Annotated in this window: 11 protein-coding genes; 9 read left to right on the top strand and 2 right to left on the bottom strand. The window is 41.0% G+C overall.

Translation table 11 applies throughout. The annotated features are described in order from the left end of the window. The first annotated feature begins 702 nt into the window (after positions 1-702). The 8 genes from JTN23_RS24305 (at position 703) to JTN23_RS24270 (ending at position 14,234) form a co-directional block, all read left to right on the top strand. A complete protein-coding gene (locus tag JTN23_RS24305; RefSeq protein ID WP_247237716.1) occupies positions 703-1,974 on the top strand; it encodes a site-specific integrase in 1,272 nt (423 codons plus the stop codon). A 3-nt stretch (positions 1,975-1,977) separates the two neighbouring features. Next, positions 1,978-2,670: a hypothetical protein gene (locus JTN23_RS24300; RefSeq protein WP_247237715.1), complete on the top strand. Its 693-nt coding sequence runs from the start codon at positions 1,978-1,980 to the stop codon at positions 2,668-2,670. Positions 2,671-3,456: 786 nt separating this feature from the next. Beyond that, the gene (locus tag JTN23_RS24295) at positions 3,457-4,557 is read left to right on the top strand and encodes a DNA/RNA non-specific endonuclease (protein WP_247237714.1); all 1,101 of its coding nucleotides are present in this window, start codon (positions 3,457-3,459) and stop codon (positions 4,555-4,557) included. Positions 4,558-4,646: 89 nt separating this feature from the next. Further along, positions 4,647-7,163 carry an alpha/beta fold hydrolase gene (locus JTN23_RS24290; protein ID WP_247237713.1) on the top strand — a complete coding sequence of 839 codons (2,517 nt, stop codon included), beginning with the start codon at positions 4,647-4,649 and terminating at the stop codon, positions 7,161-7,163. A gap of 10 nt (positions 7,164-7,173) precedes the next feature. Then, on the top strand, positions 7,174-8,598 hold the full coding sequence (locus JTN23_RS24285; RefSeq protein ID WP_247237712.1) for a DNA/RNA non-specific endonuclease: 1,425 nt from the start codon (positions 7,174-7,176) through the stop codon (positions 8,596-8,598). A 74-nt stretch (positions 8,599-8,672) separates the two neighbouring features. After that, on the top strand, positions 8,673-11,468 hold the full coding sequence (locus tag JTN23_RS24280; protein WP_247237711.1) for a TIR domain-containing protein: 2,796 nt from the start codon (positions 8,673-8,675) through the stop codon (positions 11,466-11,468). A 120-nt stretch (positions 11,469-11,588) separates the two neighbouring features. Next, a complete protein-coding gene (locus JTN23_RS24275) occupies positions 11,589-12,932 on the top strand; it encodes a TRAFs-binding domain-containing protein (protein ID WP_247237710.1) in 1,344 nt (447 codons plus the stop codon). 21 nt (positions 12,933-12,953) lie between these two features. Next, complete coding sequence (locus JTN23_RS24270) at positions 12,954-14,234, top strand: toll/interleukin-1 receptor domain-containing protein (protein ID WP_247237709.1); 1,281 nt, start codon at positions 12,954-12,956, stop codon at positions 14,232-14,234. A gap of 85 nt (positions 14,235-14,319) precedes the next feature. On the opposite strand, the gene JTN23_RS24265 is transcribed toward JTN23_RS24270, so the two are convergent. Next, a complete protein-coding gene (locus tag JTN23_RS24265) occupies positions 14,320-15,987 on the bottom strand; it encodes a serine protease (protein WP_247237708.1) in 1,668 nt (555 codons plus the stop codon). A gap of 125 nt (positions 15,988-16,112) precedes the next feature. Beyond that, entirely contained in the window at positions 16,113-17,108 is a 996-nt protein-coding gene (locus JTN23_RS24260) for a TIR domain-containing protein (protein WP_247237707.1), read from the bottom strand. A gap of 400 nt (positions 17,109-17,508) precedes the next feature. Between JTN23_RS24260 and JTN23_RS24255 the strand changes: the two genes are divergently transcribed. Continuing rightward, the gene (locus JTN23_RS24255; RefSeq protein ID WP_247237706.1) at positions 17,509-19,422 is read left to right on the top strand and encodes an NB-ARC domain-containing protein; all 1,914 of its coding nucleotides are present in this window, start codon (positions 17,509-17,511) and stop codon (positions 19,420-19,422) included. Positions 19,423-19,484: the final 62 nt, after the last annotated feature.

Here is a 19,484-nt window from a genome sequence, read left to right as displayed (position 1 = left end):
TAATTGGCCAGTACAGCTATAATTGTTAAATAAGTCACAGTAAATAGTAATAATAAAGAATACTACTTTAGATATCATTACAAGAATTATATAGCTGAGTAGTATCAAAAATAATCAGCCTACAGAAACATCTGTAGGCTGATAGTACTATATCCTCGTATCTGTACCAAACCCAAACATTATGCTATGTCAGGTGAGATATCAAAAGTTACTCAATTATATAGAAGGCGACATACAGCTACAAACTAAAGTTATCAGATGGTAAGTTATTGTGTTTGTTAGCCACCAGATAGGCCTGAGGCTTCGATTCATAGCTCCTGCTTCCACCTGTATGAAGGCCCCAACAGCATACTAGTCTCCCTTAGCTCAGGGAGCTAACACAATAAGTACTTGCTTTCGTAGGTAGTAGAGTAGGTGATATAACTGGAAAAGAAGAGGGCTTTACTCTTGACGACTAAAGCAACAAGCCCCTTAATTCGTACGAATCAAGGGGCTATCTGTTGTGGTGGTGATGGACGGAATCGAACCTTTGGCATTCATATTTCTTCTCCTTCTTTTATTAATCTTTGTTTTCAGCGTTATAATAGACAAATATATTAAATAGGATCAAGTAATATACTACCTACATAAGGAATATTGTGTAAGCTATTTTGTAAACCGATAGAGATGAGATAGTTTTGTATAAACTAAGTGACTTATTTAATGGCCTCTGTCAAGTACTACCTCAAAAAGCCTAAGCCCAATGGTACCTCCTTACTCTCCCTTTATTTCCGATACGGAACAGTGCAGGTTGTTATCTCAACCAACCTGTTTATAAAGCCTAAATCATGGGACTCTAAAAATCAGAAGGTAAGAGCCAGCCATGAAGGCTACTCTGAGCTGAATGCCAATCTGGAGAAGTGGAGAAATGAAGTACAGAAAATCTACCAGCAGCGCCTCTTTCATAACCTACCCATTACCCCGACCGATTTAAAACCGCTATTTGAACGGGAAATCCGGGTAGATAAGTATGAGTCGGCTCCCCCCTCCAAAACGAAATCAGGACTGCTTGACTTTATAGATAAGTACATTCAGTCTGTACAGGCCTTTAAAAATGCCAATACCATCCGGACGTACAGATCCCATCTGAAAATGCTTACCGAGTTCCAGGAGGCAAACTTCAAGACTTCCATTCAATTTGATGACGTCACGCTGGACTTATACCATGACCTGAAGAAGTTTATGGTCGAGGTGAAAGAATACAATGACAATACCCAGAACAAGCATACCGGCATCCTGAAGTTCTTCCTGAATGAGGCCACCGAGCGGAAGGAAAACAGTAGCCTGGAGTATAAGAGCCGACGCTTTTCGACGCCCCGTAAACAGGTAGATTCGATTTACCTGAATGAGGAAGAGATACAACTGCTGCTGAAACTAGACCTTTCCTCTGAACCCCGGTTGGAGAAGGTACGGGATTTATTCATTGTAGGTTGTTTCACCGGGCTTCGATTCTCAGACCTTACGTCCATTCGGGCGGAGAACATTTCACCAGATTTTAAGTACTTCAAAACAAAGACGGTTAAAACGGAAGAGTACCTGGAAATACCTATTCACCCGGTGGTAAGCAAGATCATGGAAAAGTATATGGGCAAGACGAGCAATTGCCTGCCACCCAGCATCTCCAACCAGAAAATGAACGAGTACCTGAAGGAAATCGGTGAACTGGCAAACCTCAGTGAGAATGTAGCGTTGTTTAAGAAGAAAGGAATGACCCGGACCCAAAAGAAGGTTAGCAAATTTGAGCTCATTACCTGCCATACCGCCAGACGATCCTTTGCGACCAATGAGTACCTGGCAGGCACACCCACGTATACCATCATGGCTATTACTGGCCACCGGACCGAAAAAGCATTTCTGACCTATATCAAAGTAACCAAACGACAATATGCTCGTCAGCTTTCAGACATTTGGAAAGAGCGATTTAAAGAACAGTGAGCTATGGAGGAGAAAAACGAATTTAAATCTGAATACTCTGAATTACGTAGAGTTCAGGAAATGATATTCGGCAGGAAGAAACAGGGATTACCCATCAAGCCCTATTTTGTGTATGAAGTTGGAGAGACGCATCACCCTTATCATTTATGCTTTCCAAATAAGCCTACAAAACAGCGGTACGAGAATGATATCTTCAACCTACTGATTACCTTGCCATCCGTAGGAGAGGCCATTAACTGTATGAAGTACCATTTGGGGCAATATCCGTCACGGGATGAATTTCTTGAATTTTTCCAGCATGAGCTCTCCGCCAGAATTGAGAAACACAAGTCATCTACCGATTTGGTAATTACTTATAAAGAGTGTCTGAAGTGGATAGAGGGACAAATGATCCCCCAATCACCTATTCTGGACCAGTCTCACCTTCTCGACAGAATACAAACAAGCCAGAGGGAAGCTTTAATCGTGCTATTTAAGTATCTAATCAGTCATATGGACAATTCAACACCGCCGGTATATGGCTTCAGGGGTAGTCACTTGGCTATAGCCATGCTTTTAAAGCACTACACTTCCTTCGATAATACCACAGTTGGTACTCTTCAAAAAGAGGTATCAAAGTGTAATGTAGAAAAAAAGATGACTCCAGAGCTGGAAGCAGAACTCAAAAAGTTTTTTCAGCAATGGGTTGAAAAATAACAGAAAGTAATCTGCTTATAAGGCTATCTAATGATATGCCTTCTTATATTAACCCTTTTCTTACTTTTTGTACATGGCGCTTTATCCTTATAATGAAGCCTTCTTGGATTCGATAGGCGCTGGTATACTTCCGATGTACAATCAAATTAGCAACTACCTCCGGGAATATCTTGCTTTTCAAACTGCCACGTTGATTGCCTTCCAGATAAAAGGAATCAGGCAGGTGTTTAGCTATGAATTCTATAAGTAGGTCATATGCGTCAATGAGATTGGCCTGAATGTAAAGACGGTCATTGTAGCAGTACACGTCCTCCTGACGTGCGAGAGCTTTTATTTTATAGTAAGGCAAAATGCTTTATATCACTTCATCCTTACCCAACAGTATGGCTGCCGCCAAGGTGTAGTTATCTACCAGGGTGAAGTATTATGTCTGCGCTTGGATATTGTGCTTCCACAGCCCGCCCCTTTCCATTATTTTTTTGTTGGTGAAGATTAAATCAAAACTAGATTCTCCTGTAGATTAGAAGGAGGCTCCTCCCTCTATTTGAATACTTTGGACTCACCATTAGTGATAAGTTACTACCAATAATTAGCGTCTTTACATATAGCCTAGCAAAGGTAGTCCTTTTTATATTCTGCCCTCCTTTCACTAGTCCCCTAAATAACTGAAACAGGATTCGACTATTCCTCAGACCGTTAGATAAATTTAATTTGGATTAAGTAAATAGCTTTTTACTTTTAAGTTACACACCTGGCAATTATTCCACCATATAAAGATTAATCCCTATGAGCTCTAGTGTAACTTCAAATGGTTCCCGCGTTATCTCAAAAGACTACACCTTAGTTGATCAACCTCTATCTAGTAATCAAGGAGAAGGTAATCACATGCAGGTGCATGTACCTATTCGTATTAATGTTACACTTGAGATTATGCCCATTACAACTCAAAATGGGCTATCTAAACCTACTATTCATCCTCCTCAGGAACAAGTACATGAGTCGTTGGATGGCTTTGAAGTGGAAGACGATGTTCTTGAAAGAACAATAAATTATAGTGGTAGGGAAGGTTATCGACCTGACTTTCTAGATACCGATGAACAATTTCATGTTCCCTTACCCAAGCTATCTGCTGTTTTAGAGAAGGATGCGGCCATAGTCAGCACTCCGACGAACGGTTCCATATCACATGAACTCAAATACATGCACTTTTCTGTTGTTATGAACCGGAGGAGGCGTATGCCATTTTTCACTGCGGTCAATATTGATGGTCGACAACTACGCCGTATCCCACGATCAGATAAATGGTTTAAAGATCCTCGTATTAATCAGCAGGCACAATTTGGTAATGAGCTATATGCCAATAATGATTTAGATAGAGGCCACATGGTGCGAAGGCTAGACCCAGTTTGGGGTACCGTAGAAGAGGCTACCATCGCAAATGACGATACTTTTCACTATACTAATTCCTGTCCACAGCATAAGGACTTGAATCAGCGTACTTGGAATGATTTGGAAGATTATATCCTGGATAATGCAGATGCTCATGACTTCAAAGTGTCTGTATTTACCGGTCCTGTCTTCCGGGCTGATGATATACCATACCGTTCAGCTAGGATACCTCGCGAGTTTTGGAAGGTCGCTGTGCTGATTAATAATCAAACTAAGAAACTCTCAGCAACAGCTTATTTACTAAGCCAGGCTGATATGATTAATAATCTGGAATTTGTGTATGGAGCATACCGAACTTATCAGATTTCTATTGCGCAAGTAGAGGCTCTCACAGACCTTGATTTTGGTGATCTGAGAGAGTTTGACCCTATCGGTTCAGGTATAAATGAGAGTGTGGATATTCGAATAGTTGAGCGTCCACAAAACATTATCTTTTAAGTAATAGTCAATAGCGTTTCCCTCTATATAGCCCATCTTTAAGTATGCCCGATCATAAAGAGCGCGTAGCGGCTATGCTCCGTCAGGCTATGCAACCAGTGCTTGTACCTAAGGTCTCCGAGTTCGGGACAGAATCTTTTACTGAAGGACTTGAATCGTTTGAAAGAGATTCCGAATTGGAAGTGATTTCGTTCAAGGATAAAACAGAAATTATCCTAGATAAAGTCATTGGTAGTAATCAGGAAATGGATCTGGGGTTGGAAAGTCTTGAGAAAGTAAATCGTGGTGACGAGCTTACTGACGAAGAAATGAATTTCGCTGAGGCAATTATTCTGCCTCAGTTTCGCCCCTGCATTGACATCATTAATGATAGTTTTCAGGATTACCCTTCTCCCTGGGAGCTGCTGGTCAACTATAAACCTGTTATTGAGCAGGCAATCCGATCGGTTGGTAGAGTTGATCTACCTAATTCCCCTTCAATTCCCTACGGCGGCACTTGCTTTGTTGTTGGAGAGGATCTATTATTGACAAACCGACATGTAGCCGAGTTATTCACCAAAGGTATAGGTACCAAGCAACTAGTGTTCAGGCAGGACATTGGTACAGCTGTTGATTTTAAACAGGAGGTACTACCAGGAGAGCCAAAACTCCTAAGAATAAAAGAGACAAAGCTGATTCATCCCTACTGGGATGCGGCTTTACTTAGGGTAGAAGGTCTTCACCAGCAAGCTCTGACTTTAGCAAGCGATGCCCCATCTGTTATTCAGGGAAGAGCTGTTGTAGTCATCGGTTATCCCATGCTCGATTACCGAAATGACTTCGATCTACAACACAAGATCTTTAGGAGAGTATACGGAAAGAAGCGCTTGCTTCCTGGTACGCTCATGAGCCATGAAGTTGTTAAATCGTTTGGTAACGAAGTAGAGGCTTTGACACATGATAGCTCTACACTGGGTGGCAACTCTGGCTCCCTGGTACTAGATCTGGAGACAGGCAAGGTACTGGGTTTACATTTTGCGGGGCGATATCTAAAAGCGAATTATGCTGTTCCGTCCTGGCAACTAGCTTGTGATGATAGGATGAAGGGGGTACTGTTTGACGGTCCAGGCCGTCGTGCTGATTTTGTGCCACCAGGTTGGCTAAAAATATGGGATACATTAACTGAAGTGCCAGCAAATCCTACTCCCACAGCTCCGCCCAGTCCACAACCTTTACCTGACATCTCTGCATCTGAAACAGCTAAGCTACCTGCCGTTGCTGACTGGTTCGAACGTACCTCTAATGATGAACTGACGGCGGCTCTTCTACGTGATCCGGAGGAGACCAGAGCCTTACTGTACCGGACCTTACATGAAGAAGAAGCCAATGCTCTGATCCAAGACTTAATCGGCAATAAACCTGCTTGTGAAACGTTTCCGCCATTAGAAGCCGCAAGTCCAATTGCTGAAAGTATATTCAGGCCCAAAGTTGATCCAAACTTACCAGAAATTCTTTTTCTCCACGGAATTACGGGGAGTCATTTAAGTAATAGTGGGGGCTTAACCAGCCGCGTATGGCTGAACCCGTTATCATTTTTGGTTGGAAACGTTGCCGAAAAGCTAACCTTAGCTAATGACGGCTTCACTGATAATCAACCAGGCTCTCACCTGTTGGCAGATGAGCACATCAGATATGTATATGATCGGGCCGCACGTACGTGGCGCCAACAAGGATTTGTAGTTCACCCATTTGCTTTTGACTGGCGCAAGAGCATTACTCATAGTGCGGATAGGCTGCATCTATATATTGAAAATCTACAACTCGAACGCAATTTACGTCGCCCTCTGGTAATAGTAGCCCATTCAATGGGCGGCTTAGTGGCAGCACTGTATGCACAGCGGCATACCAACTGGCGTGACCGTATTGGACAGGTATTTCTTTTGGGCTCTCCCATCCGGGGCAGCTATGCTCCTATTGAGACCGTACTGGGTACTTATCCCTTCGTTCGTAAATTGGCTTTGGTATCCAGAAATGATAATATAACAGATCTCAGGCAAATGGCACGAACGATGCCTGGCCTGTTAGATATGCTTCCCGATCCAGAACTGTTTCCTGATGCATCAATTGTGTATAAGCAGGCTTTCTGGCCCGACCAGATTGTACCGCTTCAAAACTGGCTGGTGCAGAGCCAATATCTGAAAAACCTACTTCGGGAGAGCCCACTATTAACCCGTGCAACTGGTATTGTGTCACTTGCTCATGGGACAGTAGGATCACTGCTCTCGCAGAATGGAGGAGTAATAGCCGGACCGGCAAACGTAGTGGGCGATGGTACTGTACCCGGAAAATCAGCGGTCCTACCTGGCAGAGATAACTATAAAGTGAACTCCGTTCATGCGCTCATCCCCCGAGATCCGGCTGCTATTCAGGCAGTGAGTGATCTTATCAGAAGTGGTGGATGTTCGTTGCCATTAGTTTCAGATAAGGATGATCTTAACCAGACAACTCCTGAAGCAGAGTCATTGGCACTAGTTCATCAAGAAGCCATAAGCAATGACATAAAAGAGCGAATAGACAGAGGTATATTCACACAAGCAGATTTCGATTGGCTGGTAAGCCCTTTATGATACTTAGTTCATGAGTAAAGTATTTATTTCTTACCGTAGGTCAGATGCTCCAGATACTACTGAACGTATTTATGACCATTTGATACGCAGGTATAGTAACCGGAATGTTTTCAAAGATGTAGATTCTATGACGCCAGGAGTAGATTTTAGAACACACGTTAAGTCTACTATTTTGAACAGCAAAGTGATGTTGGTAATAATTGGACGACATTGGCTTGATACCAAGGATGATCAAGGAAAAAGGCGGCTTGACGACCCGGAGGATTATGTAAGAGTAGAGATTGAAACAGCACTAGCAACGCCGATGATCCTTGTAATTCCAGTTTTAGTTGTTGGTGCAAGTATACCATCAAAAGCAAGTTTACCAGCTTCACTTCAACCATTAATATATAACAATGCCTGCTCCGTACGTCCTGACCCTGATTTCCGTGACGATTTACAAGATCTAATAAAAGTAATCGATCTTCATGTCCGCTTTAATCTAATCAAGTACTGGAGTCGCTTATCGCAAAACACAAAAATTGTTGGTATTGGAGGTTTTATAGTAGTTGCCAGCATTGTAGCTTTTACTTTCCTAAACAAGCTTGATAAAAGTTCAACCACTATGGAGCCTATCTCTACTAACGTAGTTGACACTGAGGAGCCTAGTTCTACTTACCCATTTGACACTATAATCCCTTATAATACAAAGTTTATTGGTAAGATAGAGATTCCTCTACCTGTAGTTACCAATCAGATAAGCGCTGGCGATTTACTTGATGGTAAAGTTTTTGATTATATTCATTACTCTCTTGTAATGGATGAGCGCAGAGCAATGCCTTTATATACAGCCTATAACATTGATCGAGAAAAATTTATAAGTTTTAAACGTAATGATAAGTGGATGGTGGACGATCGTATTCCAAAATCTTTACAAACTGATTCTGATCTATACAGATCTAATGACTGGGATCGTGGACATATGGTTCCACGAAGGGCAGTTATGTGGGGCGACAGCCTGGAAGCCACACAAGCTGCCCTCTCAACATTCTTTTATTCGAACACCATACCTCAACATCAAAACTTTAACCAAAATAATTGGTATGCACTAGAAAACTACGTTATCTCAGAACTTCGGCCAGAGTCCAAGCATGTAAGTGTGTTTGCAGGACCAGTTAACCGCATAACGGATATAGAATATAGAGGCAGAAGAATTCCGCAATCTTTCTGGATGATTGCGGTTGTAAGTGATGAGAATGACTCCCGTCATTTATTCGCATACGCATATCTAATGGATCAGTATACATTGCAGCCAAATGAAAGGTTCACTCCTATTGAACGTATACAAGATTTTAATCCAGAAAAATACCAGGTAAGTGTAGCTGCTATAGAAGCTGTAACACCATTGAGGTTTGGTATACTTAAAGATTTTGATACACTTCAAAATAATTTATAGCCTAACATTAATTGATCTTTTATCCAAAATGATTTAAAGTTTAAAGTGTTTAACTATTCAATGTGATATAGATTATGAAAAACAGGCTATTAAAACGTATCATAACTCAAATAAGTGGTTATGATGCCTTCATATCATATCGCCATGCTGAATCGCGCGAATATGCTGAAGAACTATATAGCCAGTTAACAAACAGAGGGCTAACAGCTTTCTTAGATGAATCAGATGAGGACTCAGGCACATCAATAGAAAAGTTCAAACGTATTGCATGTAAAGCACGCTCATTTGTACTAGTGGCTTCTCCAGAAGTATATAAATCAAAAAATGTTTACGACGAAGTTCAGGCATACTTCAGTGAAAGAATCGACAAATGGTACCGGCGCCCTTTCTCAAGAATAATATCGATTAACGTTGACCAAGCACTTAGTAAGATACCATCAATGCCAGAGGAGTGGAAGCGACTTAACGATTATGTTTATGAACCAGAGACAATAGAAGCACTTGTAAATGCTGCTCCCTCTAAATCAGTAGTAGAGGAGGTTGCAAAATCAAGTGGCTTCATGCGTACATGGACACTATTCCTAATTATTTTGGGCTTGATAACTATTTGTATAGGAGGAGGTATTGGATGGGCCTCCATCAAACTTAATGATTTGTTTATCGAAATCGCCAAGGCTCAAGAACAAATACAAATAATAAGAAACGACTCATCGGCTCAAGCACTTAAACTATTTGAAATAGATACTACACTTAAAGCTAGGGAAGCTAGTTTATTAACGGCACAGAATAAGCTGGATACTCTTAATGTAAGTCTGGAGACTAAGCAGAAGCAGCTAACAAAATCTCAAGAACTTTATAACATAACATGGAATGAGGCGCAGGCTTTAAATATTGGTCAGTTAGCTCTTAACGAGATTGATAGAGACCCTACGCTTAGTTTTAGATTAGCTGAAATATCTTTGAAAAAAAAAGTTAATCCCATTGCCATTAGTGTACTTATTAGAAACTATAATAGTAATAACGCTTTATATAGCCACTTATATAAAGACATAAGATGTGCCGATATACATCCCAACGGAAATTTATTTTTGGTAGTATACTCTTCATCCGAACAAAATGTTGAATTAGTCAATTTGAACAAAGGGAAAAATATAGTACTAAATCACGGAGATGAAAATGTAGTTGGTGTTAGATTCGTTCGGGACAGCATCTTAACTTGGACGAATAAAGGACGGGTACACTTATGGAACTTTTCAGGTAATGAGCTAACAAGAAATATCAGAGTTATTCCTTCCATTGAAAGCGATGACACTTTATATGATAAACGTTTATCAAATATGGTCTTTATGAAAGGTCTCGAAGATCCAAAAATTTCATCAGATGGAAGATATGCGATATACCCTGGAAATAGAAGGAAAAAATCTGGCAGGGTGGACCTCTGGGACCTTATAGATGGGAAAAGAACTACTTTCAATTTAAATAAAGATTTGTATCCAACTTATAGATACATCTTAGATATATCATCAAATAAAACGTTTATCACAATATGCTATCAATGTAACCAATATAACGTTTGGGATTTTTATGGGAATCTAAAATATTCTATACCTGTAGAATCCGGGTATGATTACCCAAATGCTAAGTTCTTAAAGTCAGGAAAATGGTTGGTAGTCTCAAATGGACGCGGAGTTGAGGTATGGCAAGGCCCCACTCTGTTAAAACGACTAAAAAGCCATAAATCAAATGTTAATTTAATTAATATCTCGCACAATGGACGATATTTGATTACTACTTCAAGTGATGGTACAAGTCATCTATATATTATAGATGAAGATTCTAATATCATAAACTACATTAAAGATATAATTATTGGAGAGGAGATTGATGATGTAGCTTTTTCCTATGATAATACTTGGATTAGTTTTTCAATAGTCAATGGTACAGTTGAGGTCAGAGACCTTGAAGGTGACAATTTGTATAGAATGTTAGGGCATAGCAGTAACCAGTATGTAAATGGATCTAAATACTTGGCTTGGACAAAAGATAATAAAGCTATCTTATCAGTATCAAGTCATGACCAAACAGCAAGATTGTGGCAACTCGCATCTAAGCCAATCCGTAAATTTTTAAATAATGATTCGGATAGCGTAAAGTACACAGGTCGTATAGCTTTTAACTTAAAGGGTAACAAAGTTGGTTTAGGCGCTAAATTCGGCAATAGGTATGGCGTTGAAGTTTTCGATATAAATGGCACAAAACTTAGACATTTAAATGGTCATAAGTCCCATATAGAGACTATTGAGTTCAATGATGACTCAACTATGCTAACGCATTCAACCGATTGTATAAAGCTTTGGAAATTAAATTTAGTTATTTTAGATGTGAAGGCAGAAGAAGGTAGCGCTTTTCTTGGAAAAGCATTTTTCGACAAGTATTTTAAAAGAATTATTCTTTTGAATGATGACTCTACTAAGATAAGAGCTTGGTCTATGAAAGGCGAAAAGTTAATACCTCCATCCCAAGAGACATTAAAGCAATTAGGACATGATAGATCTTACTCAGTTAAAAAAAAATTTTATAATTCATTCGATATAGCAGAATGGCAGGTAAGTACCAGAGGAACAGGATATTTTGTAAGATCCTCGTCGTCGCCTATTTCCATATGGCTAGACTCCGAGATAAAAAGAAGCATCTTTCACTCTTCAACACCAAATAACCAAGGATATATTGTTGTTTTCGGCAGTAGTGGCTGGGAATTTTTTCTATTAGATGAAAAAAAAATAATAGAATTCCGTAATAGAACAGAAGTCTCACGACCGATATGGCAGATAGACAATAATACGCTCAATAAATATGGAATCTTACGGTAATGTAGCTACTAAATTGTACAACTTAAATATTTATGTCGTGCCTTTTTGCGCTTTATTTTTTTGTGTTTTATAAATCACATTATAAAGAACTGATTCATGAACCCTCTCTGTTTTGTACTCATGCCCTTTGGCCAGAAACATGATGCATCTGGTACAATAATTGACTTTGATAAGGTCTACAATGAACTTATTGCCCCGACGATTCGCGAAGCTGGTTTAGAGCCATTACGGGCCGATGAAGAAATGACGGGTGGTGTCATACACAAACCTATGTTTGAGCGGCTGATTCTTTGTGAATACGCTGTCGCTGATTTGACAACGGCCAATGCTAATGTATTTTATGAATTGGGTATTCGGCATGCTGTTCGCCCGTGGAGCACCGTTATGATCTTCGCGGAAGGATCAAGATTACCCTTCGATGTCGCTTTATTACGTGCTATGCCTTATACGCTTACTGCTGCCGGCGTGCCAGCTAAGGATGACGGGACAAAATTGGCCTTGGCCAAACGACTAAGGGCCGCACGAGACCGGGCTGCCGATAGTCCGCTGTTTCAATTACTCGATGGCGGTGGCTATGATGCGGGTGCTCCCCTATTTCAAATACTCGAAGGCATGAAGGGGTTAGACATAGCTCGGCTCAAAACGGATGTTTTTCGCGAGCAGGTTGCTTATTCTCAGCAGCTCAAAAGCAACTTAGCCGATGCTCGTCGAGCAGGACTTGAAGCTATAAGAGGTATTGAAAATAGATTAGGTGATTTGACAGACCTTGAAACAGGCGTTGTTATTGATCTGTTTTTATCATACCGTGCAGTAAAGGCATGGCCAGATATGGTCAGATTTTTCGAACGAATGCCCCGATTGCTACAAGATACTGTAATGGTGCAGGAACAATATGCATTAGCTCTTAATCGTAACGGGCAAGATGAAAAAGCTGAATCGGTTACCAAGGAGTTGTTAAAAAAAAGGGGCGCAAGCAGCGAAACGTATGGAATTTTAGGCCGTATCTACAAAGACCGCTGGGAGCGACTAGTTAAGGATGGTAGCTTGGTACGCGCTCGTGGTGAGTTAGAAAAAGCAATTAATGCATACTTACAAGGCTTCGAAACAGATTGGAGGGATGCTTACCCCGGTGTGAATGCCTGCACGCTTATGTCATTAAAAGATACTTCCGACGAACGTCTCTTTAAAATACTTCCTGTTGTTTCCTATGCTGTTGAGCGAAGGCTATCCGGTGGTTCACCCGATTATTGGGACTATGCAACCCTACTTGAGCTAGCCGTTTTAAGACAAGATGAAGTGACTGCGAGCCAATATCTGAGCGATGCTTTAGCTAACATTCGTGAGCCCTTTGAGCCTGAGACGACCGCACGTAACCTTCGCCTGATACGGGAATCCAGAGAACGAAGAGGGGAAGAGGTTTATTCATGGATGAGTAAAGTAGAAGAAGAATTACATAAAGTTTAAAATGCCTTAAAACAGACCTTCATGCTGCCTATTCACAAACGACCTTATCATGCTTTCTTAAGTCACGCTCACGCTGATAAAGCACAAGTTGACGCTATTCAAGTCTGGCTTCGTGAAAAGGCGGGCCTTTCAGTTTGGTATGATACAATATCTATGAGTGCGTCAAACGTAATTTTGTCAGAGATAGGAAAGGCTATACAAGAATGTCGATCTATTTTAATTTTTCTTACAAAAAAGTCGGTTGAATCAAATTGGGTGGAACTTGAGTATAGTATCGCTCATGATCAGTATAATTATTCAAACAAAAAATTTAAAATAATCCCTATAATTTTAGAAGAATGTGCTGTTCCATCTTCCTTAAATCCATTTAAACGAATCAACCTGATTAATAAGAATCTAGATGCTGAAACTTCTAATCAGCTTCTATTGGCGCTTTACTTACAAAACTATGAGCTAGAGCTAACCAAGGTACGGGATGTATATATTAGCCGCTCTTGGAGAGAGCATGAACAAAACTTGCCCAATTTTGTCTGCAGGAAATTAGCCGATTGTGGTTTTAGGCTCATTGGCGATTCTGAAGATCAAAAGGGTTTCAAAGAGGGCAACCGCGTTGAAGAAATAATATCAAGTTGTGGAGGGCTCGTAGCAATATTACCTAATAGAGGAGCTGGTCAGACATCGAAATACATGTTGAAAGAGATAGAATTAGCTAGATCGATGAGCCTGCCTTACCTAGTCGTTTGTGAAGATGGAGTTGAAATATCAGATGACTTATATAGCAAAGCTATAGACTTGATACGTATAAATTTATCTGAATTAGATACAGACAATTTGATTACTAAAAGATTAAAGTTTGCGGCTGATGAACTTTCTGACTTGTGGCAAGGGCCAGCTAAACCTCATTATGTATTTTTTGCTACTAATTTCGATAAAAATAACTCTGTACGTAATCAGGTTATTAGACGATTAATAGAACATGTAACAGCTATGCCATGTAATATAGGAGAGAGAATACGGGAACCCAATATTCAGAATAGTATCACACAACAAATTAAAAATGCGTTTGCTGTGATAGCAGATATATCAAATGATAATTTGAATACCTGTGTAGAAGCAGGCATTGCTTTGGGGGCTGACGTGAATTTACATCTAGTAGCTTCTTCTCTACCGTCTGGTAGTAAGCGTCCGTTCATGTTTAGACATCAGCAAATTTGGCATTATGAAAATGATGCAGAGTTGATTGGTAGTATTCATAACATTATATATCCTTATAGGAGACGAATTATTAACTATGAGATATAAAGTAGCGACAAATGGTATTGGTTTGTAAAGGCCTACCGCTAATATATATTTGTCATACTACGAATTATGAACCCTTCATAAGTACTTAAGAGGTACTACTATCTACAGTCATTTTTAATGCTTCCTGTATAGCACCTATCCATATACCTTCGTTGGCTGGATAAGTACCAGGCTGTCCGTGAAGCCGGGGCATTCGGTCACTTCCTGCGTGGTGAATACCAACCAACCTCCATTGATTATCAAAAACCGGGCTTCCTGAACTACCCGGATCAGTTGGCGTACGATAGTGAATTTTTGGAGATTTATGATCGAGCAACAAGTTGTCCTGGAGTGAAATCTGTAAGGTGCCGCCTTTGGGATGTCCTACAATATACAGCCGCTGTGTATCATTGATCTCTGGTATTTCTGATGCAATTGGGTAGCATTCAATATGCTTAGTTAGTTCTCTCAGCCTAGGCAGATCTTTATCCGCAAAACTAATTACTGTTGTATCTAACTGATCGGGCCTGGACGACCACAAAATCTTACCAATCCTAAATTCTTCCTGTGAGTTAAGGCTTTCGAATGTTATAATGGTTTGGTGTGAACGAAGGCAGTTAGTCACGTGCTTATCGTCACTAACAACATGAGCATTAGTTAGAAGTACTAGATCATCGTTTAGCACAGGACTAAGATCACTGCCTTTTAATAGGAAGCCAGTTCCAAAGCCTTGAGTAGCATCTATTCCAATACGGGCTACGCACAAACACCTGGCAGCGCCGGTCATGTACCAACGGTAAGTATTATAACCGGTATTGCCGAACACTCTTTCATAGGTCGAACTGACCGAAGATTCATCCTGCTTTTGTTCCCGCCACTCCTGCTGAGTCATACTAATTTTCCCGCCCTCCCGGCTAAGCAACTCTGACTGAAGAAGAGGTAAGATCTCATTGCCAGGATCCGACTCAATACTAAGTTGCCACACTTCTGTTAGTTGTCGAAGGGTACTTACAATCTCAAAAGCATCTACCCTTTCAGAGTGGACGTACCGGCCAATCCATTCTAAAGCTTCCGAAAACCTATCTAATGCAAGGCAGGCTTCAGCGGCAGTAGCGTAATCCCAATAGTAAACAGCTTTAGATATATGACGTTCTTCCAATTCTGTTAAGATATCCTCAGCTATTGCAGTAGCATCAGATAACCCTGCTAATTTTACACCATCTCTTTCAGCTCGTTGATGCAAAGCGACAATATTGATACCATGCCAGAGATGAGTGTCAGGTGCTGTGGTATACACACTTGAATATGCCAAGATAGCCTGCTTGAGAAATTGCTGATTTTGTAAAGTCGCTGGATTTTTGGCGTTTACGTACAACTGCTTGTAAGCTCGCCCTAGTAGACCTTTTGCTTCGATATTTTCCTTAGCTGCTTTTGAATCAAGGGCAGGTGCATTGCTAGTATCAGAAATCAACTGACTCAATAAAGCCAAAGCAGCGGTCAGATTATTCTGATCAAGCAAGGACTGAATATATTGCCGACGAATACGAAAGGTTCCCTGACCAGTCTGTATTAATGCATCAGCTACCTGCTGCATTAAACTAAAATAACGTTTGTTGCGAAGTAGTTGCAGAACTTGTTCTGCTTCTTGTGCCGGAAATGGCTTATCTGTTTGATAAAGCTGTGTAATGAGCTCTTCACAAAGAGTAGCAGCACCCGGTTTATCAAAAGAGTTAAGTTTATCCCGAAGCTTATTGGTAAAATCGGCTGACATCATTTTGGCAGATTTTCACATTTGATGTTATGAGTATTAGAGGAACTATCAGAATCTATGAATAAATTATTAAGTATCAGAGTAGGAAGATGGTACATTCATTACACACCAATATTTGAATATTACAATTATTGTAAAGTGACAGCGATGCTTCTTCTTAACAAGATTAAGTAATCTTGTTGCTCAGCAGGAGAAAGTAAAGATAATGATATTTCTGGATCGTGTATTGTTAATAAATGAGCTAATGGCGATTTTCTCCATAACTCACCTCCAATCTGAAGCCAGTACAACTTTATTAAACCTCTATTACTCAGATCAAGTAATACAGGTAATTCATTTTCTTGTATGAATGAGGACTCGAAATAAGCATCACTTACCAGCAGGATGGCAATACGCGTCTGTTGCATGGCTAACTGTATTTCATCCTTGAAAATATCTCCTGGTTGTAGCTGCCAATCATCCCAAATTATAAGTCCAGTGATTTTCTCCAATGGCCTAAGTGCATTTCGGAGCTTTACAAGCCATTGTCGGTCTTCATGAGCATAACTTATAAATAATTGATTCGTAGATTGAGGTTTATCCGTGAGCTGCACCTTGATGAGCTTGAGTAAGTCACTGACTAGCTCCTTGGCTTGGAAAGAGTCTTCAACAGGTTTATATAGCGCTTCGATGAATTCGGCTTTGGAGAAGCCACTGTATGGTAGAAGTTCCCACTTATGTACGCAATCATTGTATACAAAAGTGGCATCTCCGCCACTGCCGAGTAATGGAAACACAGGCCTTTGCTCCTGGCTAGCATATAAATAAGTTTCACCTGCCCCCCCTTCTCCTCCTACAATTACAACTGCATCTGCATACTTGATGGCTTCAATCCATTCCCGAACTCCATTTGAAACAGTAATTAAATACCCCCCTTCAAAATCTGGATAACTTGCATTGGCAGGATAATAAGCAGGTCTATCTCTTGCAACTACTTGAATGAGGTAATCAGAAAGTGGTAGTTGTTTAGCTTTTAATCCCGCAGCGAAACCTTTTGCGGCTAGATAATCTACACCTGGCCAACCACCTACTACTAACCCATAGCCTTGTTCTGCGAGGGAGCGGCCTAACTCTTCCGCAAGCATGGCCACATGAGTTGGTAAACCCGACTGCCTCCCTGTTCCAGAGACCAATACCCACTTTATAAAGCTCATAAGCCTTAGATTTAAATGAATATATTTATAAAATACGATTATATCTTACGGATACAGGTCATACCTCTAAATGCTTTATTAAGGAGCTCTTTACGTAGATAGGTAAGTGTAAACAAGCAGCAGTAAGACTTTAATGAGTACTTATCATTAATTACATCCATCACAGCTTATCCTTCTCCAATCTAATTTCATAAAGTCAATGATAGGAAGTAGCTACCATACAAGCAATAGAAACTGATAGATTCTATCATACGGCAAGTAAATTGGTTACTCATTGATCTATAAATAATTATGCTTAGTTTTAGTCTACCCGCCATAGCCACACCAGAAAATGAAAACCTACTCTATATTCCTGGCTTCTTCTTACGAGCTAAAACACGAACGCATCCTATTTAGGGATTTCATCAACCGCGAAAACGACCGGCTAATCAAAAAAAAAGTCCGCCTACGTCTAGAGGTATGGGAGGATATGGATGATGCCTTCAATACCACCTGCAAACAGGAAGACTACAACGAGTACCTGAGAAAGTGTCAGCTCTGCGTGGTGTTATTCTGGACCAAGATGGGCAAGTACACCTGGCAGGAGTTTGATCTGGCTTATGCTCTTTACAAAGAGACAGGCTGGCCCCGCTTGTACGTCTACGAAAAAACAGCTCCACCTACCCGTGACCCACTAGATTGGGAGAAAGAAAGCAAGCAGGCTTTTCTTGATCAGCTACGTCAACCAGGGCAGGAACAGTTTCAGAGCCCGTTTGAGCATTACGCCGAGCTAGAAAACCGCTTCAAGCGAAGCCTGGAGGGTCTGTTCGAACAAGATACATTAACCTACGGTGAACCCGCTCAAATGTTAAGCTTAAGAGGGGCCGAAGAGCCGACCATCTTTATAGGGAGAGAAGAAGAGCTGAAGACGATCCGGGAGCGGCTTAAAGACAGCGGCAAGTTGATGCTCATTAATGCCGAAGGAGGCATTGGCAAAACAACCTTAGCAGCTCGCTACTGGAATGAAAGCCGCTACGACTATCAGTACCAGGCCTGGATCTTTTGTGAGAACGGTATCCTATCGGCTCTCAAAGAGCTGGCTCCCCAGCTAGAAGTAGAGCTCATAGGGCTGGACGAGCCGCAGCAACTACTTGCGCTTAAACAGGCGCTCCTAAAGGTTCATGATGGATTTTTGCTGGTGCTCGACAACGCTAACGACGAAGAAGACATCCGGCAGTTCCGCCGGGAGTTCGAAGGCTTTCACTGGCACGTGCTCATCACCAGCCGCTGTCAGGGGGTACTGGAAATGCAGCAGGAGCTGCCCATCATGCACCTGCCACCCGATAGAGCCAAAGAGCTATTCCTACGTTACTACCAGGAGGAGAGTCCAGATTTTGATACGCTAGTTGACCGCCTGCTACGAGCAATCAACTACCACACGTTGCTGGTGGAGATCTTTGCTAAGAACCTGAGCGAAGCCGCTGAGCTGGGTGTGACCCTTGTAGACTTTCTGCATCAGCTGGAAAGCCAGGGCCTATACCTGGGAGAGAATAGCTTCAGCATTCAGACCAGGTACACAGACTATGTAAGAAAGCCAGCGGCCACTACCGATGAGATCTTGGACATCCTCTATGACTTTTCCAAGCTCACTGAGGAGCAGCGCTACTTACTAGTGAACCTAGCTTTGCTGCCCGCGCAGAGCTACACAATGCCGTTTCTGATTGAACTACTGGCACCGGATGATAAGAAGGCATTTCGTAGTATCTTAAAGAGCTTGTACCATAAAGGTTGGATAGGTGGAACCAATAAGACTTATCGCCTAAGTTCAGTAGTGCAGGCATTGGTGCTTGAGAAGAATAATGAGACGCGTTGGGAGGATGCGGAGCATCTGGTAGATCGATTGACGGAGCTTCTTAAACCAGAATTAGAAAAAGATGATATCATTGATAAGTTTAAGTGGCTGCCCTATGCTCAACAACTTGTAGATTATCTGTCAGATTGTAAAGAGCCAATATACTTTTCTTTCCTAAGTGGTCTTGCGTTGATAATGAAGTCATTAGGCGGTAGGAATAATTTATTGCGCTCTAAAGGACTACTGGAGAAAGTGCTAAAATTCAATACAGAAAACCTCAATCATTTACCAGAAATCATAGCAACGAGTCAAAACAACTTAGCTCAGGCTTTAGAGGGTTTAGGTGGAAAAGACAATTTAATATTTGCAAAAGAGCTTGTAGATCGTCAGCGAAAAGTGGACAACTGCGGGTGAAAAGAGAAGAGAAGGTTTTATCCTCTTTGGAGTTGCTGAAAAATATGATTTTTCCGACGTTT

The organism is Telluribacter roseus (assembly GCF_017355915.2).
GTDB lineage: Bacteria > Bacteroidota > Bacteroidia > Cytophagales > Spirosomataceae > Telluribacter.
The sequence above is the reverse complement of the archived record's forward strand: the minus strand, read 5'-3'. Positions and strand labels throughout refer to the sequence as shown.

What these genes read in the sequence shown, in the direction of transcription:
- JTN23_RS24305 (WP_247237716.1), top strand. Translation starts at nt 703, where the DNA reads ATGGCCTCTGTCAAGTACTACCTCAAAAAGCCTAAGCCCAATGGTACC.
- JTN23_RS24300 (WP_247237715.1), top strand. Translation starts at nt 1,978, where the DNA reads ATGGAGGAGAAAAACGAATTTAAATCTGAATACTCTGAATTACGTAGA.
- JTN23_RS24295 (WP_247237714.1), top strand. Translation starts at nt 3,457, where the DNA reads ATGAGCTCTAGTGTAACTTCAAATGGTTCCCGCGTTATCTCAAAAGAC.
- JTN23_RS24290 (WP_247237713.1), top strand. Translation starts at nt 4,647, where the DNA reads ATGCAACCAGTGCTTGTACCTAAGGTCTCCGAGTTCGGGACAGAATCT.
- JTN23_RS24285 (WP_247237712.1), top strand. Translation starts at nt 7,174, where the DNA reads ATGAGTAAAGTATTTATTTCTTACCGTAGGTCAGATGCTCCAGATACT.
- JTN23_RS24280 (WP_247237711.1), top strand. Translation starts at nt 8,673, where the DNA reads ATGAAAAACAGGCTATTAAAACGTATCATAACTCAAATAAGTGGTTAT.
- JTN23_RS24275 (WP_247237710.1), top strand. Translation starts at nt 11,589, where the DNA reads ATGCCCTTTGGCCAGAAACATGATGCATCTGGTACAATAATTGACTTT.
- JTN23_RS24270 (WP_247237709.1), top strand. Translation starts at nt 12,954, where the DNA reads ATGCTGCCTATTCACAAACGACCTTATCATGCTTTCTTAAGTCACGCT.
- JTN23_RS24265 (WP_247237708.1), bottom strand. Translation starts at nt 15,987, where the DNA reads ATGATGTCAGCCGATTTTACCAATAAGCTTCGGGATAAACTTAACTCT.
- JTN23_RS24260 (WP_247237707.1), bottom strand. Translation starts at nt 17,108, where the DNA reads ATGCTTGCGGAAGAGTTAGGCCGCTCCCTCGCAGAACAAGGCTATGGG.
- JTN23_RS24255 (WP_247237706.1), top strand. Translation starts at nt 17,509, where the DNA reads ATGAAAACCTACTCTATATTCCTGGCTTCTTCTTACGAGCTAAAACAC.